Raw genomic sequence first — 20,964 nt, forward strand, 5'->3', positions numbered from 1 at the left:
TCATTACTCCTGGTCAGCGGCGCAGTCGGCGCTGGCGCTCAAGGCCGCCTCGTAGACATCGCGCGCCTGGCTCAAGCCGCGTTCTTCCAGACGGGTCAGGTAGGTTTCGATACCAGCTTCCAGCGGGCCTTGCCAATCGGGATGCTCGAGCGGATTTTCTATCTCGCGAATAGTGTGGCCCGCGTCGACGGCTTCCTGCTTGCCCTCTACATCCAGGCGATCGAAGACCTCCCCGGCCTTCTCGGCCCACTTCATGCCCGAATTATCGTCGATCACCGCCTGCTGTTCGGGCGTCAAACGCTCGTAAGCGCCCTGATTCATGGTGGCAACGAACACCAGCGTATAAAACGGCACTTCGGTGTGATAGCTCACCAACTCGTTGATACGAAAGCCCGCAAGGCCCTCCCAGGGAAAGCTCAAACCATCGATGACGCCGCGTTGCATAGCGGTATAGATATCCGGCGCTGGCATCCCGACCGGGCTTGCGCCCATGTTCTCCAACATTTGGCCCGCCACCGCCGTGGGACGCCGGATACGCAGGCCTTCCAGGTCAGCGGGGGTTTGAACATCGGTATCGATGGTATGGATACCGCCAGGCCCGGTGGTGAACATGAAAAGCGGGCGCGTATCTTCATACTCGCTATCCAGATGGCCATCGTCATAAAGGGTTTGCAGCACGCACGCGCCTTGGGTTGCCGAGTTGGCAACGCCGGGTAGCTCGACGATTTGAGAAAGCGGGAAACGGCCCGCCGTGTACCCCTGCGCCGTCGCCCCTATATCGGTAATACCATTGGCCGCCGCTTCGTAGATGGAATCGGGCTTGGCAAGCGTCCCCGAGGGGAACATCTGTACCGTCAGATCGCCGTCGGACTCTTCGGCAATGGTATCGGCCCAGGCTTGTAGAACGTCTTCATTGACACCGGATGCCCCCGGCCAGAAGTGAGCCATACGTAGCGTGGTGGCCGCCTGGGCTGAGGCCATCGAGAGACCCGCAATGGTGGCGGCAATCGCACACCGAGTGAAAATTGCTTTCATGAGAAGCTCCAGTCCAGTCAGTAGAACGCGCTTGTTCGCATAACGAATATTAGTTCGTTTTATGAAAACAACCTTAATCCACTAATCCCCTCAGAGCTAATCGACCTTGGTCTACTTTTTTGTAAAATCCTTTGGGCACAGGCGTCTGGTGAGCGACGCCGAGCGGTGAATCAGAAGCGTTCTGCATAGCGAATACCAATCAAAGCGTGCTCGCGCATCAACATTTCGACACGCGCCCCCTCGCCGTTTTCAAGCGCCTGATAAATAAGCTCGTGATGCAGCTGGGCCAATTGCAACTTTCTAAATTCACGGATCAATTCACTGTCGTCGATCACGATGGAGGCCGCGGCCGCGAAGGGCAGGTGGTTGTTACGCGCAATGGCATCGCCAATGACACCACTACCGGCTGAATTCACGATCTTTTCATGAAAACGGTAATTGAGTTCGATCCAACACTCGATATCGGCCTCACTCAAAAACCCCTTCTCGATCACCTCGCGCCCTTTTTGGATCCAAAATAACAAATCACGGCGCTGCTCTTCCGATACGCCCTGCTCGGCCAGGCGCCGCGCGGCCAAGCCTTCCAAAACGCCGCGAACCTCGACGGCACAGTGAATGTCGGCCTCGGTAAACTCGCGCACCATAAAACCGCGCTTACCCGCCCGCTTGAGTAGCCCTTCTTGCTCCAGGCTTCTGAACGCCAGGCGCACAGGCGTTCTCGAGACCCCCAGATGCTCGGCGACGGCCTCTTCGCCCAGCCGCTCACCTTGCGGGTAGTCCCCTTCCTCGATCAATTTACGAAGCCGGCTGGCAACGCTTTTATCGTTGCTACTCATCAACGCGTCCCTATATCAACAGTTTTTATCAACCGCTTTTAGCCCCACCCCGAAAGAAGGCTAAACCAAAGTATGGGTTGACCACCAAATCACTCATGTCCTTTACTTTGGATCCAATAAAAAAGAAACCTTCAAAGAGGATATCACCGTGACGCAACAAGCTCCCTACCCATTGAATACCTGGTACGTCGCCTGCACGCCGGATGAACTGGACGGCAAACCGCTAGGACGGACCATCTGCAACAAGCAACTCGTGTTCTTCCGCGGTGACGAAGGCCGCGTGGCCGCCATGGAGGACTTCTGCCCCCACCGCGGCGCGCCGCTGTCGCTGGGGTTCGTGCGCGACGGCAAGCTGGTGTGTGGCTACCACGGCCTGGAGATGGACTGTAGCGGCAAGTGTGACAGCATGCCCGGCCAGCGCGTGCGCGGCTTCCCCAGCGTCACGTCCTACCCGGTCGAGGAGCGCTATGGCTTTATCTGGATCTGGCCCGGCGACCCGGACAAGGCAGACGCCGACCTCATTCCCGTGCTCGAGTGGGCGAATAATCCCGAGTGGGCCTACGGCGGTGGTCTTTACCACATCGGCTGCGAATATCGGCTGATGATCGACAACCTCATGGACCTGACCCACGAGACCTACGTGCACGCCTCGAGTATCGGCCAGCCCGAGATCGAGGAGTCCGCTCCCGACACCAAAACGAATGGCGACGAGGTCATCACCAGCCGCCAAATGGAAAACATCTCCGCGCCGCCGTTCTGGCAGGCGGCGCTGCGCGGCAACGGCCTGGCCGACGACGTGCCCGTAGACCGCTGGCAAATTTGCCGCTTCACCCCACCAAGCCACGTGCTGATCGAAGTCGGGGTCGCCCACGCGGGCAACGGCGGCGCCGATGCACCGGCAGACAAGAAGGCCTCGAGCGTGGTGGTGGACTTCATCACCCCGGAATCCGACACCTCGATCTGGTACTTCTGGGGCATGGCGCGCAACTTCAAGCCCGAGGATCAGGAACTGACCGACAAGATTCGCGAAGGCCAGGGCCAGATTTTCGAAGAGGATCTCGAGATGCTCGAGGCGCAGCAGCGCAACCTGCTCGCCTATCCGGATCGCCAACTGCTGAAGCTCAACATCGACGGCGGCGGTGTACAGGCGCGCCGGATCATAGACCGCATCCTCACCGAGGAGCGTGAAACGGCGGCGGAGACGAGCGAATGAGCCATACAGCCCCTTCGCTGATCGTGGAGGTCAAGGCACGCCACGAGGAAGCGCTCGATATCGTCACGCTTGAACTCGCTGATCCGCACGGCCGGGAGCTCCCGGCCTTTAGCGCCGGTGCGCATATCGATGTGCGCGTCAAAGAGGGACTCATCCGCCAGTATTCGCTTTGCAACCACTCGGACGACCGCGCGCGCTACCTGATCGGCGTGCTGCGCGACCCGGCCTCCCGCGGCGGCTCCCACGCCATGCACGACGAGCTGCAGGTGGGCGATCTTGTGCAGATCAGCGCACCCAAGAACCACTTCCCCCTGGAACCCGCCAAACGCACCCTGCTACTGGCCGGAGGCATCGGCATTACCCCGCTGCTCTGCATGGCCGAACGCTTGGCGCACACCAACGGCGAGTTCGAGCTCCACTACTGCACCCGATCGCAGGAACGAACCGCGTTCTACCAGCGCCTGAAAGAGTCCGCGTTCGCCGAGCGGGTGCACTTTCACTTCGATGATGGCGAACCAAACCAACACCTGAACCTCGAGACGCTGCTCGGTCAGCCGGATCCGGATACCCATGTTTACGTCTGCGGCCCCAAGGGGTTCATCGACGCCGTCCTGACCGCCTGCAAGGCCGATGGCTGGGCGGATGACCGGGTACATACCGAGTATTTCAGCGGCGCCGAGACATCGAGCGACGACGATGGAAGCTTCGAGGTGCGCATTGCCAGCAGCGGTCAAAGCTTTACCGTACCCGCGGACAAGACGGTACACCAGGTGCTTGCCGAAAACGGCATCGAGATCATGGTCTCCTGCGAACAAGGCGTGTGCGGCACCTGCTTGACCCGCGTGCTGGAGGGCGAGCCGGACCACCGCGATCTGTACCTGGAAGATGACGAGCACGCCGCCAATGACCAATTCACGCCCTGCTGCTCGCGTTCCAAAAGCAGTGTGCTAGTGTTGGATCTTTGACCCGCACCTCGCCATCGATTGGTTAGAAACAAGGATAACGACAATGAAAAAATCTCATCAAACCGCGACCCGAGCGGCGCTGATCGGCGCGCTCGCCCTTTTGCCGGCCGCCGCTCAGGCGCAAACGACACTGCGCCTGGCCCACGTCTGGCCCGGCGGCTCGATGATCGACCGCGCGCTTTTTCAAACCTGGGCCGAGAGCATCAACGAGGCTTCCAACAACGAGCTCAATGTCGAGGTCTTTCCCAGCCAGACACTGGCCAAATCCGCGCAAACCTACGAAAGCACCGGGCGCGGGATTGCGGATATCGGCTCATCCGCTCAGGGCTACACCGCCGGGCGCTTTCCGCTGACCCAAATCGTCGAGCTGCCTGGCGTCTCCTCGAGCGCGCGCGAAGGCGCCTGCATTCTGCAATCGCTTTATGAGCAGGGCCACCTGGACGACGAGTACGCCGACACGCATCCGCTGTTCTTCTTCACCACCGGCCCGGGCTACCTGCACACCAAGGAGCGCCAGATTGAAAAGCCAGAAGACCTGGCGGGCTTGAGACTGCGACGCCCCACGCCGGTCGTGGGTGACATGATGGAGCGCTTGGGCGCCCAGGCCGTCGGCATGCCCGCCCCGGATGTGTTTACCGCCATGCAGCGCGGCGTGGTGGATGGCTTGAGCTTCAACTGGGAAGGGATGAAAACCTTCCGCCTCAACGAACTGGCCAACTACCACACCGAAGTGCCGCTTTACGATTTGTCGCTGTTCGCGGTCATGAACCAGCGTAACTACGACAATCTTTCCGAAGAGCTTCAGCAAGTGATCGACGATCACAGCGGCATGGAGTGGTCGATGCGTGCCGCCGAGGTCTACGACACCCTGATCGCACAAGGCCGGCAGGAGGCCGTCGACGCAGGCCACGAGTTCATCGCCATCGAGGATGCGCTGAACGACCCGGACTGGGGGCCCGTACTGCGCGAAACCATCGATCGCTACCTGGACGAGGCAGGGGGTAACGCCAAAGAGGTCTACGATGCCGCCATGGGCTTTAAACAGACGTGCGCGACGACCAACGCCTAGCCATCACACCCCGTTCGACCCGCGTGGATAAACGGCAAGCGCCGCACAGGAGTGCGGCGCTTTTTCGTGGTCTGGTTTTTACCCATACGACAAGGCTAGAAATCGAAAAAGACCGTCTCACCCGGGCCTTGAAGGCGGATATCGAAACGGTAGCGGGTGACGCCGTCGGCCTCTTCGCGCTTAGCGATCAGCGTCTGACGGCGGCTGTCCGACTCGACCCGCGAGAGCACCGGGCACGCGCGGTTGGCCTCGGCCTCATCGTCGAAGTAAAGGCGCGTCTGCAGCTGAATATTGATGCCCCGAGCGAAGATCGCCAGATTGATGTGCGGGGCCATGGGCGTGCCGCCAGGATGGACGACGGCGCCCGGCTTGACGGTCTTGAACAACCACTCGCCCTGTTGCTCGGCGATCGTGGCGGTGCGCCCGAAGCTGTTGAATGAATTACGTAAATCGTAATCCGTTTGATAATGACCGTCGGCGTCGGCCTGCCACGCCTCAAGAAAGGCATCGCGCACCGGGTCACCATTGCCATCGATGACGGTGCCGACGATCTCGATATGCTCGCCCTTGGCATCCGGCCCGGCCATCTCGTTCCAGATTTCTTCGTCGCGCTCGGGATTGCCGGCGGCGGCGGGCGCCAGGCCGATGTGTACATAAGGGCCGGCGGTCTGCGAGGCGGTTTCGCGCAGCATCAGCTCGCTGGTCGGCTGGGTGTTAGGCTGTTTCATGATGGTCTCCCCCGCCTCACTGGTTTTCGAAATAGGTTTGGAGTTCGCCGCGCACCACGATATCGAAGCGGTACGCAAGGCAATCCATCGGCCGGCTCTGGGCCATGTCCAGCCGCCCGATCATCGTTTCGACCGCTTCCGGGTCGTTCAACGTATGAACGATGGGGCAAAGCGGAATCAGCGGGTCGCCCTCGAAATACATCTGGGTAATCAGCCGCGTCGAGATCGACGGCCCCATCACCGAGACGTGAATGTGCGCCGGGCGCCAGCTGTTCACGTCGTTGGGCCAGGGGTAGGGACCGGGCTTGATGGTGCGGAAACGGTAAAAGCCCTGGTCGTCGGTCAGACAGCGCCCCACCCCGCCAAAATGGGGGTCCAGCGGCGCCAGGTAGGCATCTTTCTTGTGCCGGTAGCGCCCGCCGGCGTTGGCCTGCCACATTTCTACCAGCGTGTGGGGCACGGGCTTGCCGAACTGGTCGACCACGCGGCCATACATGATGATCCGTTCGCCCTGGGGCAGCCCTTCGCCCTGGGTGAAATTCATCAGCAGGTCGTTATCGAAACGGCCCATGTGCAGATGGCTGAAGTCCGGGCCGGTAAGCTCCGAGGCGGTGGGCTGCTGCAGGCTCATCAGCGCCTGCTGGGGCGAGCGCGCCACCGAGGTCTTGTAGCCGGGGGCGTAGGCAGGGGGGTGCCAGTTACGGTCACGGGTCACGAAGCGGTTATGATTATGGGTCATGGGCGAAGCTCTTGATGACGTTGTAAGCACCGGCCGCGCTTGCGCGGCCAGGTTGCGAGTGTGGCGCGTTGCCCTACCCTTGCCAATTGAAGAGTCATGCCCGCCCATAACCCATAGGTTATGACGACTAAGACCTTGGTTGAATGCGCTGCGCCGCGACCTGCCGCAACGTTTCGCAGAACGCATCCCGAGTCATCGACTTTTCCATGCTCGCGTTGGTGCAGATCCCCACCGAGCCCCCCTGAGCTTCGAAGGGTAGCGCGATTTCGACGAGCTCCCCTTTTTCGAGCTCCCCGACTACCGCTTCCCGCGGGGCGATCCAGAGCGCGTCGCTCTCCAGGGTGTAGCGGTGGCTGACCGGCAGAGAGAGGGTTTCCAGCAGCAGCGCCGGCAAGGTGATGGCGTGGCGTACACAGAAGCTATCGACCTGCTGGCGCAGCGTGGTCTGGGGTGGCGGCAACGCCCATGGATAGGCGATCAATTGCTCGGCGGCCACCGAAGAGAGAGCCGCCAAAGGGTGCGCCTGCCGTGCAACGATAACCAAAGGCTCATAGTAGAGGTGCTCGAAGTAGAGATCCCCGATCTCCCGCGCTTCGGTCATGCGGCCCACTACCATGTCCAGCTCGCCCAAACGCAGCCGCGACAGCAGATAGGCGCTGGCCCCGCTCACCACCGAGACACAGGTATCGCCCTGGCCCGGCGGCGGCGCGCTGTGCCAGCGCTGGATCGCTACCGGCAGCAGCCGGCTCTCGACGGTGGAAAGCGCGCCCACGCGCAACCAGCGCTTACCACGGTGGACATCGCCAATGGCGCCCACGCCTTCGTCCAGCGCGCGCATGGCGGGGCCGGCGTGGCGCAGCAGCGTCAGCCCCGCCTGGGTGAGCGACACCCCTTGAGAGGCGCGCTCGAAAAGCGGCGTCTCGAGGATCTCCTCGAGTTCGCGTATCGCCTTGGAAATGCCCGGCTGGCTGATCGCCAGCGCCTCGGCGGCGCGGGCGAAGCTGCGCCGCTTGGCCACTTCGAGAAACGCCATCAGGTGGCGCAGTTTGATGCGAGCGTTCAGCATGGCTCTCCATCCGCGAAAGGAAAGCCCCTACCTTCGCCGATTCACCCGCGCAAGGAAACCACGCGATTCACTCTGCACACTCGTCACGCAGGCTCAAGGCGCGCTCATGGACCTCGCGGGCGTTATCCAGGCCGCGCTGTTCGAGCCGCGTCAGGTAGCGCTCGGTGCCCTCTTCCAGCGGCCCTGCCCATTCGGGGTCGTTCAAGGGGTCTTCCACGGTGTGGATGGTATCGCCCTGTTCCAGCGCTTCTTCACGGCCCACCGCGTCGAGTTGGTGATACACCTCACCGGCCACCTGGGACCATTCCATACCACTGTGCTGGTCGATCACCGCGCGCATATCATCGCTCAACCCCTCATAGGCATCACGATTCATGACCGCCATCACCGCCCCCGAGTAGTAGGGCACTTCCAGGTGGTAGTCGACCAATTCGTTGATGCTAAACACGCGCATCGCCTCCCAGGGAAAGCTCAAGCCATCCATGACGCCGCGCTGAAGCGAAGTATAAATATCCGGCGCGGGCATACCCAGCGGATCCGCCCCCAGGCTCGAGAGCATCTCACCGGCGACGTCGCTCGGTCGGCGGATACGCAGCCCCGCCAGATCCGAAGGCGACTGGATCTCGGTGCTGCGCGTATGCAGGTACGCCGGCCCGGTGGTGAACAAAAACAGCACTTTGACGTCCTCGTACTCGCTGGCGATCAGGTCTTCGTCGAAGAGCGTCTGCAGAATGCACGAGCCTTGCGGTGCGCTACTGGAGACCCCGGGTAACTGCACGATCTCGGAGAGCGGGAAGCGACCGGAGGTGTAACCCTGAAGCGAGGCGGCGATGTCGGAAATACCGTCGACCGCCCCCTGGTAGGCGTGATCCGGCTTGCTCAGCGTGCCCGAGGGAAAGATCTGGACGTCGAGTTCCCCCTCGGAGGCCTGTTCGACGCTCTGCGCCCAGGTTTCGAAAATCTTCTGATGAACGGCAGAGGCCGAGGGCCAGAAGTGGGACATTCGCAGCGTTTCGCCCTGGGCGCCGAAGGACGCGGTGGCGACGCAAGCGGCCAGCAGGTTGAGTGAGATGGCGCGTTTCATGAGGTCGTCCTCTTGTTGTCATTGTCGAGCGTGTAGCGAAAGTGTGGCGGCACCCGCGTTTAGGTCTGGAGCGTGGGCACCTCGATCAGCAGCGGAGTATCCATGCCAAGGCCCTTCGTCAGCGCGGCTTCCAAATCCTCGCGGTTCGTGGCGCATACGGCCTCCACGCCGTAGCCTTCGGCCAGCGCGCAGAAATCGATGTCGGGCACGTCGAGCCCCGGCGCGTCGTCCACCTGCATGTGCCGGGCAAAGCCGCGCAGGGCGCCGTAGGTGCCGTTCTTGAGAATGATGAAGATCACCGGGACGCGGTACTGGGCCGCGCTCCAGAGTGCGGTGATGGCGTAGTTGGCCGAGCCGTCGCCGACCAGGCCGATCACCTGGCGCTCCGGCCGGGCGAGCTGGACGCCGACCGCCGCCGGCAAACCAAAGCCGAGCCCGCCGGCGGCGGGGAAGAAGTAGCTACCGGGGTGGCGCATCTCGACCCGCTCCCAGAAGATCTCTACCGTCGAGGTGGCCTCCTTGACGTAGATAGCATCCTTGGGCGCCAGCGCGTTCACCGCTTCGAACACGTTGGCCGGCGCCATGCGGCCCTTTTCATCCTGCACCGCCCCGGGTGTCGGTAATGCTTCGGGCATCGCGCGGCTGCTTGCCTCGAGACGCGGCAAGAGCGCCTCGAGCATGCCGTGCACGCTGCCCACGTACGCCTCGCCCATCGGCGCCCGGGCGGCCTCGTCCGCGTCGGAGGTAACGTGCACGAGGCTCGCCCCTTCGGGTAGATAACGCCCCGGCGCGTACTTGTGATAGCGAAACACCGGCGCGCCGATAACGACGACCAGATCATGGCCCTCGAGCTGCTCACTGATCCCGGCGATGGACGCGGGCAGCACGCCGCGAAAGCAGGGGTGGCGGTTGGGAAACGGGCAGCGCGACGCCGACGGCGCCACCCATACCGGCATTTTCAGGCGCTCGGCAAGCTCGACAGCCAGCGCGCTTGCCTGCTCGGCGTCGACCTCCGGGCCGAGCACCAGCACCGGGTTCGCCGCCGCCTGAAGCCGCTCGGCCAGGCGCTCGACCTGCCCCACCTGCGGCGCATTGGCATGGCGCACCTCGCGCTCCAGCAGGTGGCGTGCCTCCTCGCCGGCCTCGCGCTCCCAGTCGTCGTGGGGAATGGAGACGTAGACCGGCCCCTTGGGCGGCGCGCTCGCGCTGTGTATCGCCTGACTCAGCGCTCGCGGGGTATCTTCGGCGCAGGACGGCTCATAGCTCCACTTGACCAGCGGCCGGGGAAGCTGCGGCGCGTCGACGTTGGCGAGCATCGACTCGACGCCGATCATCGAGCGCGCCTGCTGGCCGGCGGTGAGCACCAGCGGCGAGTGGGAATACCAGGCGTTGGTCAGCGCGCCCATGGCGTTGCCCGTGCCCGCCGCGGCGTGCAGGTTCACGAAGGCGGGCTTGCCGCTGGCCAGCGCGTAGCCATCCGCCATGCCGGCCACCACACCCTCGTGAAGGCCCAGGATGTACTCGAAGTCCTCCGGCATACCCTTGAGAAACGGCAGCTCGTTGGAGCCTGGGTTGCCGAAGATCTTGGTGATCCCCTGGCGGCGCAAGAGCGCGTAGGTCGTGGCGTGAACGCTGGGCATCGGCTGCTCCTTGTTGGATGTCTTGCATCCAACCTAGCGGGCTCGCCTATAATTGATCAAATCAATAATATTTCTTATAAAAATAGATGAGGCTTATAGTTATGGCGCAGGTCGATCTGAACCTGATTCGCACCTTCCTGATGCTGCATGAAACCGGCAGCGTGACGCTGACCGCCGAAAAGCTCCACGTCACCCAGCCGTCGATCAGCTACGCCTTGAATCGGCTAAGAGAGCTGTTCGACGACCGGCTGTTCGTGCGCACTGCCCATGGGATGGAGCCCACCACGGTCGCCCGCCAGCTCTATCCGTCGCTGAAAGAGGCCATGCGCCAGATCAACGACACCATCGACGGCAGCCGCCACTTCACGCCCGAGCGCTGCAAACTCCGTTTCCGACTCGCGCTGACCGACCTGGGCGAAATGGCACTGCTGCCCGCCATTTTGAAAGCCTTCTACGCCCAGGCGCCCCAGGCCGAGCTCGACGTGGTACCACTGGAGATCGACAAGGCGCGGGAGTGGCTGACCACCGGCAAGGTCAATGCGGTGATCTGCAGCCGGGCGCTCGGCGGCGCCGATATCGACAAGCACGTGCTGCTCGAGGACCGCTACGTCTGCCTGCTCGACCGGCAAGGCGGCGCGGCCGACGGCGACTTGAGCATCGAGCGGTTCGTTCACGGTCGGCACGTGTCGATCGCCTCCTCGTCGGGCCACGACCTGGTCGAGGAGGTCATGGCGCAGCGCGGTATCGAGCGCAAGGTGAGCCTGTCGCTTTCGCACTTCTCGGTGCTCCCCCAGGTTCTGCAAGGCAGCGATCTCATCGCGATTCTGCCCCTTCAGATCGCCGCGCGCTTTGCTGATGCCAGGCTCCGGGTCCATGAGTTGCCCTTCGCGGTGCCGAGTTTCGAGGTCGCGCTGCACTGGCACGCTCAACCGCGCAGTGCGGCGTCCCAGCGTTGGTTCTGCGCTACCGTCATCGACGCCGTGACCGCCGCACAACGAGCGTAGCCTCGCGGCGGCCCGGCCCAAAAAAGCGGCGCACAAGGCGCCGCTTTCAGGGTCATGACTAAAAGAGGGCTAATGACGCAGGTATCAGATCGGATAGTGGCGCGGGCCGGTCTGTAGCGTCATCCAACGCAGGTCGGTGAACTCCTCGATCACCGCCTTGCCGCCGAAACGGCCGTAGCCGCTGCTTTTGACGCCGCCAAAGGGCATCTGCGGCTCGTCGTGCACCGTGGGCGCGTTGATGTGGCAAATGCCGGTGACGACCTGCCCCGCCACGCGCAGCCCGCGGGCGCTGTCCCGGGTGAAGACCGCCCCGGAAAGGCCGTACTCGCTGTCGTTGGCGATGCGGATGGCCTCCTCTTCGCCCTTGACGCGCATCATGGCCACCAGCGGCCCGAAGGACTCCTCTGCATAGAGGCGCATATCGGCGGTCACGTTATCCAAAAGCGTGGGCTGCATCACCACGCCCTCGGCCTTGCCGCCACACGCAAGCCGCGCACCCTTACCGGTCGCGTCGTCGATCAACGCATTGAGCTTGTCGCCGGCGGCGGCCGCCACTAACGTGCCCAGGGCGTTGCTATCGTCGCGCGGGTCGCCGGCGCGCAGCGTTTTCGCCTTCGACGCGAGCTTCTCGGCGAACTCGTCGGCCACGGCTTCATCGACGATCAAGCGCTCCGTGGACATGCAGATCTGGCCCTGGTTGAAGAAGGCGCCGAAGGCCGCCGCCTCCACCGCCGCGTCGATGTCCGCGTCGTCGAGCACCAAAAACGGCGCCTTGCCGCCCAGCTCGAGAAGCACGGGCTTTAAGTGTTTGGCCGCTTGCTCGGCGATGATCCGCCCCACGTGGGTGGAACCGGTGAAGTTGATACGCCGCACCGCCGGATGCGCGATCAGCGCGCTGACCACGTCCGCCGCCTGCTCTGGGTCGTTGTGAAGGACGTTCACCACGCCGTCGCCCAGGCCCGCCTCGATGAGCACCTCGCCGATCAGCGCGTGGGTGTGCGGGCACATCTCAGAGGCCTTGAGGATCACGCTGTTGCCGCAGGCAAGCGGCCCAGCGATGGCCCGGGTGCCGAGGATGATCGGCGCATTCCAGGGCGCAATTCCCACCACCACGCCGCAGGGCACCCGGACACTCATGGCCAGGTTATCCGGCACGTTGGAGGGGATCACGTCGCCCTGGATCTGGGTCGTCAGCGCCGCCGATTCGCGCAACACGTTGGCCGCTACGGTGACGTTGAAAGCGGCCCAGCCCGGCGTGGCGCCGGTCTCGTCGACCATGGCGTCGACGAACGCCTCTCGGCGCGCCTCCATCAGATCGGCGGCCTTGTTGAGCTTCGCCCGCCGCTCGCTCGGGCCGACCTGCGACCAGGCCTTGAACGCCCGCTGCGCCGCTTCGGCGGTACGCGCCACGTCCTCGAGCGACGCCGCCGCCACCTCGGACACGGCCTCACCACTCAACGGGTTGTTGCGCGTAAACGTGGCGCTCTGTGAGGCCGGGCAGGGTTGGCCGTCGATTAACAGTTGAACAGGCGTCATGGCGTGGCTCCTTGGGGTTCGTTGAATTGTTATTAAGGACGACTGACGAAAGATTGGCTACCCCTCACCCCAGCCAAGCTCCTTGGCCAGCGCAAAGGCGTGATTGGCCGCCGGTACGCCGGCGTAGATCGCCACGTGCATCAACACCTGGCGCAGCTCGGCCTCGCTCAAACCGATACGTTGAGCGGTTTTCAGGTGCAGCGTCAGCTCTTCACGGCCGAGTGCTGCCAAAATGCCGGTGGTGATCATGCTGCGCTCGCGCCGCGTTAGGTCCTCGTTGCTCCAGAGCTCGCCCCAGGCTAGCCGCGTGATCATCTGCTGGAAGGGCGCATCCAGGCTGTTGGCGTTGGCGGTGGAACGCTCGACGTGCGCCTCGCCCAGCACCTGCTTGCGGGTTTCAAGACCGGTGGCGTAGGTCACGCCTTCGTTGGCCACATCGCCAAGCGCTATCGCCATGATGCCCAGCAGTGTCTCGGCAAAGCGCGCCGGCGCCTCGACCGACGGCACGTGGCCTACGCCGTCAAAAACCTCGAGCGGTGCACCGCCGAGTTCTTTTGAGAGCGCCTCGAGGGTCGCCGGCGGCGTCGCGAGGTCTTCGCTTCCGCCAAGCAGGTGCACATTGGCGCGCTTGCCGGCCAGCCGGCCGGTGAACGTATCGCGGCCCAGCATCTCACAAAGCTGGGCATAGGATTCGTCGTCCCCACGGCCCATCTGGACACACCAGCCCGCTTTGAGGGCGGGGCTCGCATCGAACGCCTGGGGCGCGAACCAGCGTGGCACGATCTCCTTTGCCATGGCCTCGAGCCCCTCTTCACGCACGCGGCCGGCACGGGTGTTCCATAAATCCGGGTTACCGATCACCGCTCCGGTATTGGTGAGGGTCGCGGAGAGCAGTTGATCGCCATGCTCGGCGATCAACTGCTGGCCCACGACACCACCGATCGAGGTGCCCACGAAGTGAAAACGCCGCGCGCCGACAAGCTCTGTCAGCGCCAAGGCTTCCTGGGCCAGATCGGCGGGGCTGATTTTGGCGTCGTGGACCGCTTGACTGGCGCCGTGGCCGGGCAGATCCCAGGTCAGTACGCGGTAGCGGGGGAGCAGTGCGGGTATCACGTCGTCCCACACGGCCTGGCTCATGCCCAAAGGGTGGGCCAGCACCACCAGCGGATTGGCTTGCGAGCCGAGCAGCCGATAGGCAACGCTGCGGCCATTAATCGTATGAAACGCCATGATGGCCTCCGTTAAACGCGTTCGATCAGCGTGGCAATACCCTGGCCTACGCCGACACACATGGTACAGAGTGCGTAGCGCTTGCCGCTATTTTGAAGCTCATAAGCAGCGGTGAGCAAAAGCCGCGCGCCGGACATGCCCAGCGGGTGGCCCAGCGCAATCGCGCCGCCGTTAGGATTGACCCGAGGGTCGTCGTCTTTGAGTCCCAGATCGCGCATACAGGCCAGCGACTGGGAAGCGAACGCCTCGTTGAGCTCGATGACGTCGATATCGTCGAGGGAAATGCCGGTACGCGCGAGCAGTTTTTTCACCGCCGGTACCGGGCCGTAGCCCATGATGCGTGGCTCGACCCCGGCGGTGGCCATGCCAATGATCTTCGCCATGGGCGTCAGGCCGTGCTGCTTCACGGCGGCTTCGCTGGCCACCAGCATGGCGGCAGCGCCGTCGTTGACGCCGGAGGCGTTACCCGCGGTGACGCTGCCCCCTTCACGAAACGGCGTAGGAAGACCGGCGAGCTTCTCGAGCGTCGTTTCCCGCGGGTGCTCGTCGGTATCGAAAATCAGGGGCTCCTGCTTACGCCGGGGGATCTCGATGGCAGTGATTTCGCGGGCGAAGCGGCCGGCCTTTTGCGCCGCGGCGGCTTTTTGCTGAGAGCGCAGCGCGAAGGCGTCCTGATCTTCCCGGGCAATATCGAACTGCTCGGCGACGTTTTCCGCGGTCTCCGGCATGGAGTCGATACCGAAGGACTTTTTCATGATCGGGTTCACGAAGCGCCAGCCGATGGTGGTGTCTTCGATTTTCTGGCCGCGGGAAAAAGCGCTGTCGGCCTTGCCCATGACAAACGGCGCGCGGGACATCGACTCCACGCCGCCGGCAAGCGCGAGTTCCATTTCCCCGGCTTTAATGGCGCGAAACGCGGTGCCCACGGCGTCCATGCCCGAGCCGCACAGCCGGTTCATGGTGGTGCCGGGCACCGAGGTGGGAATGCCCGCCAAAAGCGACGACATGCGCGCCACGTTGCGGTTGTCCTCGCCGGCCTGGTTGGCGCAGCCCATGAAGACTTCCTCGATGGCCGCCGGGTCGAGGCTCGGCGCCTCTTGAAGCACCGCCTTGAAAATCGTCGCGGCCATATCGTCAGGGCGAACCGGCGCCAGGGTACCGCCGAAGCGGCCGACCGCGGTGCGGCGGGGGTGGCACAAATAAACGTCGCTCATCGTTCTCTCCTACAACTCAAATGCCTACTGGCCGGCGTGGGCGCGGTCGGTGCGCTCTTTCAGCTCGCGCAGCACCGACAATTCGTTCTCATCCGGCACCGGGGTGCTTTCCAACTGCTCAGCAAAGCGGATTTCCCAGCCGGTGGCTTCCTGTACCTGCTCCCGGGTTACTCCCGGATGAAGCGACACCACCACCAGCTCCTTGGTCTCCGGGTCGGGCTTCATCACGCACAGATCCGTGATCACCCGGGTGGGCCCCTTGCCGATGTTGGGGACGTTATCGCGCCCCTTTCCATCGCGACCAAAGCCGAGCGTCGTCACGAAATCGACCCGCTCGACGAAGGCCCGGCTGGAGTGTTTCAAGGTAATGAACACTTCACCGGCGTTGGTGGCGATCTCCGGCGCGCCGCCGCCGCCGGGCAGGCGCACTTTGGGTTCGCGGTAGTCGCCTATCAAGGTAGTATTGAGGTTGCAGTACTTGTCGATCTGGGCGGTGCCCAAAAAACCGACGTCGACCTTGCCGCCCTGCAACCAGTAGCGAAACATTTCCGGCACCGAAACGGTGGTCAGCGCGGTTTCGGCCAGCTCGCCGTCGCCAATGGAGAGCGGCAGCACGTTGGGTTTGGTCTGCAACGTGCCGGATTCGTAAATCAGCACGACATCCGGGGCGTGGGTGAGACGCGCCAGGTTGGCCGCCTCTGACGGCAGGCCGATCCCCACGAAGCAAGTCGAGCCGTTTTCCAGCGCCCGGGCGGCGGTGACCGTCATCATTTCAGACGAGGTGTATTCGAGGCTCATTGGGCGTTCTCCCCTGCCTGGTAGACGTTATCGTCAAGCCACTGGGTGAAGGTGTCGCGGTCCCGGGCAATGGCGTCCCACTCCTTATAGAAGCGGTTGCTGCGCCCGTAGTAGCCGTGGGTGTAGGAGGGCAGCGCGCCCTTTTCGGCCACCGCGATGGCGCTGATCGCCCAGCCCGGAATCACGCAGGCGTTGGGGTGGGTGTCCAGATCGTCGACGATCTCTTCCACCGTGACGATGCTGTGCTTCGCGGCCAGTACGGCCTCTTTTTGAACGCCGACGATGCCTTCCACCAGCACGTTACCCTGGCGGTCCGCGCGCTGGGCGTGAACGATCGAGACGTCCGGGCGCACCGATGGTACCGCCGCCAGGCGCTCGCCGGTGAACGGGCACTCGATGAACTTGATCTGGTCGTTCACGCTTGGCAGCTCGCTTCCCACGTAGCCGCGCAGCACCGCCAGCGGCAATCCCGCCGCACCGGCTTCGAACGCGCAGGCCATGGCAGCATGGCTATGCTCCAAAATCTCGATTTTGCGAGGCCAGCCCTTCTCGACCGCGTCGCGCAGGCGGTGAAGCGAACCGACGCCCGGATTGCCGCCCCAGGAAAAGATCACCTTTTTGGCGCAACCGGCGCCAATCAGCTGATCAAAAATGATGTCCGGGGTCATACGGATCAGGGTGAGGTCGCGCTTTTGCTGGCGGATCACTTCGTGGCCCGCGGCAAACGGAATCAGGTGGGTAAAGCCTTCCATGGCCACGGTCGCGCCGTCTTCGACGTAGCGCGCCACCGCGTCATGCAGGCTGAGAAACTCGGCCATAGGGGTGCCTCTTAGCAGGGAATTGCCATCTCTGACATTTTGTTCACATAACGAACATACATTCTTTATACGAACAAGTTACTGCGCTAAGCGAATAGCGTCAAACCCCAGGCCATGACGGTAGCGCTTCGATAAACGCCATCCTTTTTAAACTCCGCTTAATTAATCTATATAATTCATTTGCTTATGATTTTTCCAACCAATCTTTAGCGCGGCTTACCTGGGCGACGCTGCTACCAAGGTATAAAGCGGGATCACAGGTCTTCTCCAGTGCCTCTTGGATAACGGCGTTTGCCACGTCGGCGTACTCGGCGAGTACCTCGGCGTAGGAGCGGTCCTGCTTGCGCGCTCGTTCGGCGGCTTCGGCGCTCACCGCCTTTGCCCGCTCTGCTCCCAGCGCGGGTGTCAGCAAACGCGCGACCGGCTCGGCCATAATGCCGCCGCCGGTTGCCGACAGATTGCGCCGCATCGCTTGCGGATTCACTTCCAGCCCCTCGAGTAGCACCGCGGCCTGCTCCAGCATGCCCTCGACCAATAGCGCGCTTTCCGTGAGCGGGGCCCACTCGGCATGCCACTCGCCCAGGCCACGCTCCAGAGGCTGCGCCGCCGCGTTCGAAAGCACGCTGGCGTGGCCGTGTACCTGCCGGGCGGCGCCGCGAATCAACGCGCAGCGCACCGGATTGCGCTTATGCGGCATGGAGGAGGACTCGCCCATACCGGGGGCCGAAGGTTCGGCCACTTCACCGACTTCGGTCTGGGTTAACAGCGAAATATCCAGGGCGATGCGCTCGACCGCCCCTGCGACGCCATCAAGCGCGGCGCCCAAGCTTTGAACCGGGTAGCGGTCGGTGTGCCAGGGCAGCACCGGCGCCGCCAGCCCCAGCCGCTTGGCCAGCGCGTCCATCCAGCCAAGGCCGTGATCCCCCCAGCCCGAGTGCACGCCCACGGCGCCGCCAAACTGAACCGGCAGCTCCACCCCTGCCAAACGCCGGCGCGCCTGCTCCAACCCAATGGCCCAGTGCGCCACCTTGACCCCGAAGGTGATCGGCAGCGCCTGTTGCATCAGCGTGCGCCCCACCATGGGCGTCTCAGCGTGGGCCTCCATGAGCAAAACCGCCGCGGCGCGGCAGCGCTTTAACCCCTGATCGAGCGCTTCGAGACGCGGCTTGAGCAGGAGCATCAGCGCGGTGTCCACCACGTCCTGACTCGTGGCGCCCTGGTGCCAATAGCGTTTGAGGTCGTCACCGAGTCGCCCCCGGCCCTGCTTAACGAACGGAATCGCGACGTTACCGCCGCTGGCGATGCCCTCGGCGAGTTCGACGGTATCGAAGGTGGCGCTTTCGAGCTGCTCGCGCATTGTCAGGGCTGCGCCTTCGGGCGCTGCCCCCGAGGCTTCCTGGATCTCCACCAGCGCCAGCTCGAAGGCCAGCATGGCGCGTACCATGGCGTTTTCGTCACAGGTGGAAAGCGCGCTCTGGCTCATGAAGGGGTGCTTAAAGAAGGGGGCGGGCATGGGTATGGGGCTCCGATGACGGTTATTCAGAGCATGAAAATAGCGTAACAACCGCTCTCAATGGAAAAATGGTATGAATATTTGCTATGTGTACCAGGGCACTAAGGTGTATTCCAGATATCAATGACCCCTCGTTACCGCTCTATATGCCACTGCCTGCGCTTCAAACAGTGCCGCGCGCTTTCATGATGGCGTCCAGCGCCGCCAGGTAGCCTTGTGTTCCAAGCCCGGCGATCACCCCGTCAGCGCGCAATGACACGTAGGAGTGGTGACGAAAGCTTTCGCGCTTGTGCACGTTGGAAATATGCACTTCGATGACCCTCCCTTCGAAGGCGTTGAGTGCATCCAGGATGGCAACGGAGGTGTGGGTATAGGCCGCCGGATTGATGATGATCGCCATGCTCGCGTCTTGCCGGGCAGCGTGGATTGCATCGATCAGCGCGCCTTCGTGATTACTTTGAAAGCAGTTGACCTCCCACCCTGACTGCAGCGCCACTTCGCGCAGCCGGTTGTTCACGTCCTCCAGGGTTTCGTGGCCATAGATATCGGGCTGGCGGGTGCCCAAAAGATTGAGGTTCGGCCCGTGCAGTACCGTTACCTTTTTGTGACCCATAGTAGATAGCTTCCTTGATGGCGGGTTGAGGGTGCTGGAGCAGACTAACGAATAATTGTTCGCTATTCGAACACTATGTTACATTAGCTTTTTTATAACCGCGTGCCAACGGTGACCCCTTCGCTATGAAAGACTCTTTACCGGACGATGTGCTCACGCCCGATAGCCGTGACTTTGTCTCTGCCCTGGCCAGTGGCCTGGAGGTCATTCAGGCCTTCGACGATGCGCATCCACGTATGACCTTGAGCGAAGTGGCCGCGCGCACCGACATGAATCGCGCCAAGGCGCGGCGTTTTTTGCTCACGTTGCACGCGCTCGGCTACGTGCGAAAGCACCAGCGTTATTTCGAGCTGACGCCCAAAGTCCTGCAGCTGGGCTATTCGTTTCTTTCCGCGAACAATTATCGTAGCGTTATCCAGCAGTTCCTGGAAGACATTACCGCCCGTACCGGGGAGTCCTCCTCGCTTGGCCAGCTCGACGGTGACGAGGTCATTTACCTCGCGCGTTCAGCGGCGCCTCATCGCTTGATGGCCATTACGCTTTCCATCGGCACTCGCCTGCCGGCGGCGCATACGTCGATGGGCCACGTTCTGCTTGCCCAGCTCCCTGAGCAGGCGCTCGAGGAGTATCTGGAGCGCATTGCCCTAAAGCGCTACACCGACAAGACCCTGGTCGATAAAACGGCGCTCAAAAAGCGGCTTCACGCCGTTCGCGAGCAGGGCTACGCGGTTGCCGACCAGGAGCTGGACTCCGGCCTACGCTCGCTTGCCGTACCGGCCTTTGACGCCTCGGGTAGGCTGCTGGGGGCGATCAATATCAGCACGAATGCGGCGCGTGTCGATATGGACACGCTGCTCGAGGAGTATCTGCCGCTATTACAGCAAAAGGCCGCGCAGATACGCACCGCCATTACGCGTTAACCTTCGTTTAAATCTCGCTTGAAAGCTGCGCTTCACTAAAAGGGTGTCCGCTGATGAGTGTGCCTTCTCCCCTTTACCTTGGCCTGCCCATGTGGGCCAACCAGGAGTGGCAAGGTAGCCTTTACCCGCGCCACGCGAAAACGGATCTTTTAAGCGACTACGCCACCGTATTTTCGAGTGTCGAGGGCAATACCACCTTTTACAGCGGGGCGCCAAAGGCCGAAACCATTGCGGCCTGGGCGCGTCAGGCGCCGGCGCACTTTCGTTTCTGCTTCAAACTGCCCGCGCGAGTAACGCACGACCAGCGGCTGGGCTCGCTCGGCGACGCCTGGGCGTTTCTCGATGCCTTGACGCCGCTGCACGACCGGCTAGGGCCCACCATGGTGCAACTGCCCCGGGATTTCGGCGCTCAGGAGCTGCCCAGATTGGAGGCGCTGCTCGCCCAGTGGCCTACGCATTTACCCTGCGCCGTCGAGGTACGCCACCCCGAGTTTTTCCAGAAAGGGGACGCGGAAAAAGCGCTTAACCAATTGTTGATAACTTATTCGGCTAACCGCGTAATGCTGGATGTGCGTCCGGTCTTTTCAACGCCGGACCAACGCCATCCGGGGCTTGACAAAGCGCGTCAGGGAAAGCCGAAACTCCCGCTACACGTGCTTTCAACGGCGAATCAGCCGGTCATTCGTTTCATCGGGCACATTGACAAGGCGATCAACAGGGACTATTTCACGCCGTGGATAGCGCGTATCAACCTGTGGATAAATCAGGGGAAAACCCCTTTCTTGTTTGTGCATACAGCGGATAACCGCGAGTCGCCCCAGATGGCACAAATGCTTTATAACGCCTTGTGCGAACAGGTTTCGCTCCCCGCACTGGCTACCTTCCCCGGCGACACCCAAACACCGCTCTTCTAGCCGAGCCTTCAGCGTGAGGAATTGCCCAC

At 62.7% G+C, this 20,964-nt stretch carries 20 protein-coding genes; 6 read left to right on the top strand and 14 right to left on the bottom strand.

The window, feature by feature from the left end:
• Positions 1-3 precede the first annotated feature (3 nt).
• Positions 4-1,035, bottom strand: a complete 1,032-nt coding sequence (locus ACWHRL_RS17605) for a TRAP transporter substrate-binding protein (protein ID WP_447530365.1) — start codon at positions 1,033-1,035, stop codon at positions 4-6.
• Positions 1,036-1,205: 170 nt separating this feature from the next.
• Complete coding sequence (locus tag ACWHRL_RS17610) at positions 1,206-1,871, bottom strand: GntR family transcriptional regulator (RefSeq protein WP_447894678.1); 666 nt, start codon at positions 1,869-1,871, stop codon at positions 1,206-1,208.
• 148 nt (positions 1,872-2,019) lie between these two features.
• Here ACWHRL_RS17610 and ACWHRL_RS17615 point away from each other — a divergent pair, with 148 nt between their 5' ends.
• Genes ACWHRL_RS17615 through ACWHRL_RS17625 form a run of 3 tightly spaced genes read left to right on the top strand, consistent with a single transcriptional unit; the run spans position 2,020 to position 5,118 of the window.
• Entirely contained in the window at positions 2,020-3,084 is a 1,065-nt protein-coding gene (locus tag ACWHRL_RS17615; RefSeq protein ID WP_447894679.1) for an aromatic ring-hydroxylating dioxygenase subunit alpha, read from the top strand.
• A complete protein-coding gene (locus ACWHRL_RS17620) occupies positions 3,081-4,049 on the top strand; it encodes a PDR/VanB family oxidoreductase (protein ID WP_447894680.1) in 969 nt (322 codons plus the stop codon). The genes ACWHRL_RS17615 and ACWHRL_RS17620 overlap by 4 nt, the downstream gene beginning before the upstream one ends.
• Positions 4,050-4,092: 43 nt before the next feature.
• Complete coding sequence (locus ACWHRL_RS17625; protein WP_447894681.1) at positions 4,093-5,118, top strand: TRAP transporter substrate-binding protein; 1,026 nt, start codon at positions 4,093-4,095, stop codon at positions 5,116-5,118.
• A 95-nt stretch (positions 5,119-5,213) separates the two neighbouring features.
• On the opposite strand, the gene pcaG is transcribed toward ACWHRL_RS17625, so the two are convergent.
• The 5 genes from pcaG to mdlC form a co-directional block, all read right to left on the bottom strand.
• Positions 5,214-5,846, bottom strand: coding sequence for a protocatechuate 3,4-dioxygenase subunit alpha (gene pcaG, locus ACWHRL_RS17630; protein ID WP_447894682.1), 633 nt, complete (start codon positions 5,844-5,846; stop codon positions 5,214-5,216).
• 16 nt (positions 5,847-5,862) lie between these two features.
• Complete coding sequence (gene pcaH, locus ACWHRL_RS17635) at positions 5,863-6,585, bottom strand: protocatechuate 3,4-dioxygenase subunit beta (protein ID WP_447894683.1); 723 nt, start codon at positions 6,583-6,585, stop codon at positions 5,863-5,865.
• A 127-nt stretch (positions 6,586-6,712) separates the two neighbouring features.
• Positions 6,713-7,651 carry a pca operon transcription factor PcaQ gene (gene pcaQ, locus ACWHRL_RS17640; RefSeq protein ID WP_447894684.1) on the bottom strand — a complete coding sequence of 313 codons (939 nt, stop codon included), beginning with the start codon at positions 7,649-7,651 and terminating at the stop codon, positions 6,713-6,715.
• Positions 7,652-7,718: 67 nt separating this feature from the next.
• A complete protein-coding gene (locus ACWHRL_RS17645; protein WP_447894685.1) occupies positions 7,719-8,735 on the bottom strand; it encodes a TRAP transporter substrate-binding protein in 1,017 nt (338 codons plus the stop codon).
• A 59-nt stretch (positions 8,736-8,794) separates the two neighbouring features.
• Positions 8,795-10,375: a benzoylformate decarboxylase gene (mdlC, locus tag ACWHRL_RS17650; protein WP_447894686.1), complete on the bottom strand. Its 1,581-nt coding sequence runs from the start codon at positions 10,373-10,375 to the stop codon at positions 8,795-8,797.
• A gap of 101 nt (positions 10,376-10,476) precedes the next feature.
• Here mdlC and ACWHRL_RS17655 point away from each other — a divergent pair, with 101 nt between their 5' ends.
• Positions 10,477-11,379 (top strand): LysR family transcriptional regulator, encoded by a 903-nt coding sequence (locus ACWHRL_RS17655; protein ID WP_447894687.1) that lies wholly within the window; start codon positions 10,477-10,479, stop codon positions 11,377-11,379.
• An 84-nt stretch (positions 11,380-11,463) separates the two neighbouring features.
• On the opposite strand, the gene ACWHRL_RS17660 is transcribed toward ACWHRL_RS17655, so the two are convergent.
• The 7 genes from ACWHRL_RS17660 to aroQ all read right to left on the bottom strand — a co-directional run bounded on the left by ACWHRL_RS17660 (position 11,464) and on the right by aroQ (position 19,101).
• Positions 11,464-12,915, bottom strand: a complete 1,452-nt coding sequence (locus ACWHRL_RS17660; protein WP_447894688.1) for an aldehyde dehydrogenase — start codon at positions 12,913-12,915, stop codon at positions 11,464-11,466.
• Positions 12,916-12,972: 57 nt separating this feature from the next.
• Positions 12,973-14,145: an alpha/beta fold hydrolase gene (locus tag ACWHRL_RS17665; RefSeq protein WP_447894689.1), complete on the bottom strand. Its 1,173-nt coding sequence runs from the start codon at positions 14,143-14,145 to the stop codon at positions 12,973-12,975.
• Positions 14,146-14,156: 11 nt separating this feature from the next.
• Complete coding sequence (gene pcaF / locus ACWHRL_RS17670) at positions 14,157-15,359, bottom strand: 3-oxoadipyl-CoA thiolase (RefSeq protein ID WP_447530378.1); 1,203 nt, start codon at positions 15,357-15,359, stop codon at positions 14,157-14,159.
• A gap of 24 nt (positions 15,360-15,383) precedes the next feature.
• Positions 15,384-16,157: a CoA-transferase subunit beta gene (locus tag ACWHRL_RS17675; protein ID WP_447894690.1), complete on the bottom strand. Its 774-nt coding sequence runs from the start codon at positions 16,155-16,157 to the stop codon at positions 15,384-15,386.
• Positions 16,154-16,975, bottom strand: a complete 822-nt coding sequence (locus tag ACWHRL_RS17680; RefSeq protein ID WP_447530380.1) for a CoA transferase subunit A — start codon at positions 16,973-16,975, stop codon at positions 16,154-16,156. Before ACWHRL_RS17680 ends, ACWHRL_RS17675 begins: the two co-directional genes overlap by 4 nt.
• Before the next feature lie 184 nt (positions 16,976-17,159).
• Positions 17,160-18,458, bottom strand: a complete 1,299-nt coding sequence (locus tag ACWHRL_RS17685; RefSeq protein ID WP_447894691.1) for a class-II fumarase/aspartase family protein — start codon at positions 18,456-18,458, stop codon at positions 17,160-17,162.
• A 193-nt stretch (positions 18,459-18,651) separates the two neighbouring features.
• Positions 18,652-19,101: a type II 3-dehydroquinate dehydratase gene (aroQ, locus tag ACWHRL_RS17690; RefSeq protein ID WP_447894692.1), complete on the bottom strand. Its 450-nt coding sequence runs from the start codon at positions 19,099-19,101 to the stop codon at positions 18,652-18,654.
• A 125-nt stretch (positions 19,102-19,226) separates the two neighbouring features.
• On the opposite strand from aroQ, the gene ACWHRL_RS17695 reads away from it, so the two are divergent.
• Both ACWHRL_RS17695 and ACWHRL_RS17700 read left to right on the top strand, forming a co-directional pair.
• Entirely contained in the window at positions 19,227-20,021 is a 795-nt protein-coding gene (locus ACWHRL_RS17695) for an IclR family transcriptional regulator domain-containing protein (protein WP_447894693.1), read from the top strand.
• Positions 20,022-20,080: 59 nt separating this feature from the next.
• Entirely contained in the window at positions 20,081-20,935 is an 855-nt protein-coding gene (locus ACWHRL_RS17700; protein ID WP_447896198.1) for a DUF72 domain-containing protein, read from the top strand.
• Positions 20,936-20,964 lie beyond the last annotated feature (29 nt).

The organism is Vreelandella sp. GE22, assembly GCF_968212445.1.

Excerpts from the sequence above, each read along its gene's own strand:
- ACWHRL_RS17665 (WP_447894689.1), bottom strand. The coding sequence starts at position 14,145 with ATGGCGTTTCATACGATTAATGGCCGCAGCGTTGCCTATCGGCTGCTC.
- pcaG (WP_447894682.1), bottom strand. The coding sequence starts at position 5,846 with ATGAAACAGCCTAACACCCAGCCGACCAGCGAGCTGATGCTGCGCGAA.
- ACWHRL_RS17620 (WP_447894680.1), top strand. The coding sequence starts at position 3,081 with ATGAGCCATACAGCCCCTTCGCTGATCGTGGAGGTCAAGGCACGCCAC.
- ACWHRL_RS17685 (WP_447894691.1), bottom strand. The coding sequence starts at position 18,458 with ATGAGCCAGAGCGCGCTTTCCACCTGTGACGAAAACGCCATGGTACGC.
- ACWHRL_RS17695 (WP_447894693.1), top strand. The coding sequence starts at position 19,227 with ATGAAAGACTCTTTACCGGACGATGTGCTCACGCCCGATAGCCGTGAC.
- pcaF (WP_447530378.1), bottom strand. The coding sequence starts at position 15,359 with ATGAGCGACGTTTATTTGTGCCACCCCCGCCGCACCGCGGTCGGCCGC.
- pcaH (WP_447894683.1), bottom strand. The coding sequence starts at position 6,585 with ATGACCCATAATCATAACCGCTTCGTGACCCGTGACCGTAACTGGCAC.
- ACWHRL_RS17660 (WP_447894688.1), bottom strand. The coding sequence starts at position 12,915 with ATGACGCCTGTTCAACTGTTAATCGACGGCCAACCCTGCCCGGCCTCA.
- ACWHRL_RS17625 (WP_447894681.1), top strand. The coding sequence starts at position 4,093 with ATGAAAAAATCTCATCAAACCGCGACCCGAGCGGCGCTGATCGGCGCG.
- ACWHRL_RS17605 (WP_447530365.1), bottom strand. The coding sequence starts at position 1,035 with ATGAAAGCAATTTTCACTCGGTGTGCGATTGCCGCCACCATTGCGGGT.
- ACWHRL_RS17680 (WP_447530380.1), bottom strand. The coding sequence starts at position 16,975 with ATGGCCGAGTTTCTCAGCCTGCATGACGCGGTGGCGCGCTACGTCGAA.
- aroQ (WP_447894692.1), bottom strand. The coding sequence starts at position 19,101 with ATGGGTCACAAAAAGGTAACGGTACTGCACGGGCCGAACCTCAATCTT.
- pcaQ (WP_447894684.1), bottom strand. The coding sequence starts at position 7,651 with ATGCTGAACGCTCGCATCAAACTGCGCCACCTGATGGCGTTTCTCGAA.
- ACWHRL_RS17610 (WP_447894678.1), bottom strand. The coding sequence starts at position 1,871 with ATGAGTAGCAACGATAAAAGCGTTGCCAGCCGGCTTCGTAAATTGATC.
- ACWHRL_RS17645 (WP_447894685.1), bottom strand. The coding sequence starts at position 8,735 with ATGAAACGCGCCATCTCACTCAACCTGCTGGCCGCTTGCGTCGCCACC.
- ACWHRL_RS17655 (WP_447894687.1), top strand. The coding sequence starts at position 10,477 with ATGGCGCAGGTCGATCTGAACCTGATTCGCACCTTCCTGATGCTGCAT.
- ACWHRL_RS17675 (WP_447894690.1), bottom strand. The coding sequence starts at position 16,157 with ATGAGCCTCGAATACACCTCGTCTGAAATGATGACGGTCACCGCCGCC.
- mdlC (WP_447894686.1), bottom strand. The coding sequence starts at position 10,375 with ATGCCCAGCGTTCACGCCACGACCTACGCGCTCTTGCGCCGCCAGGGG.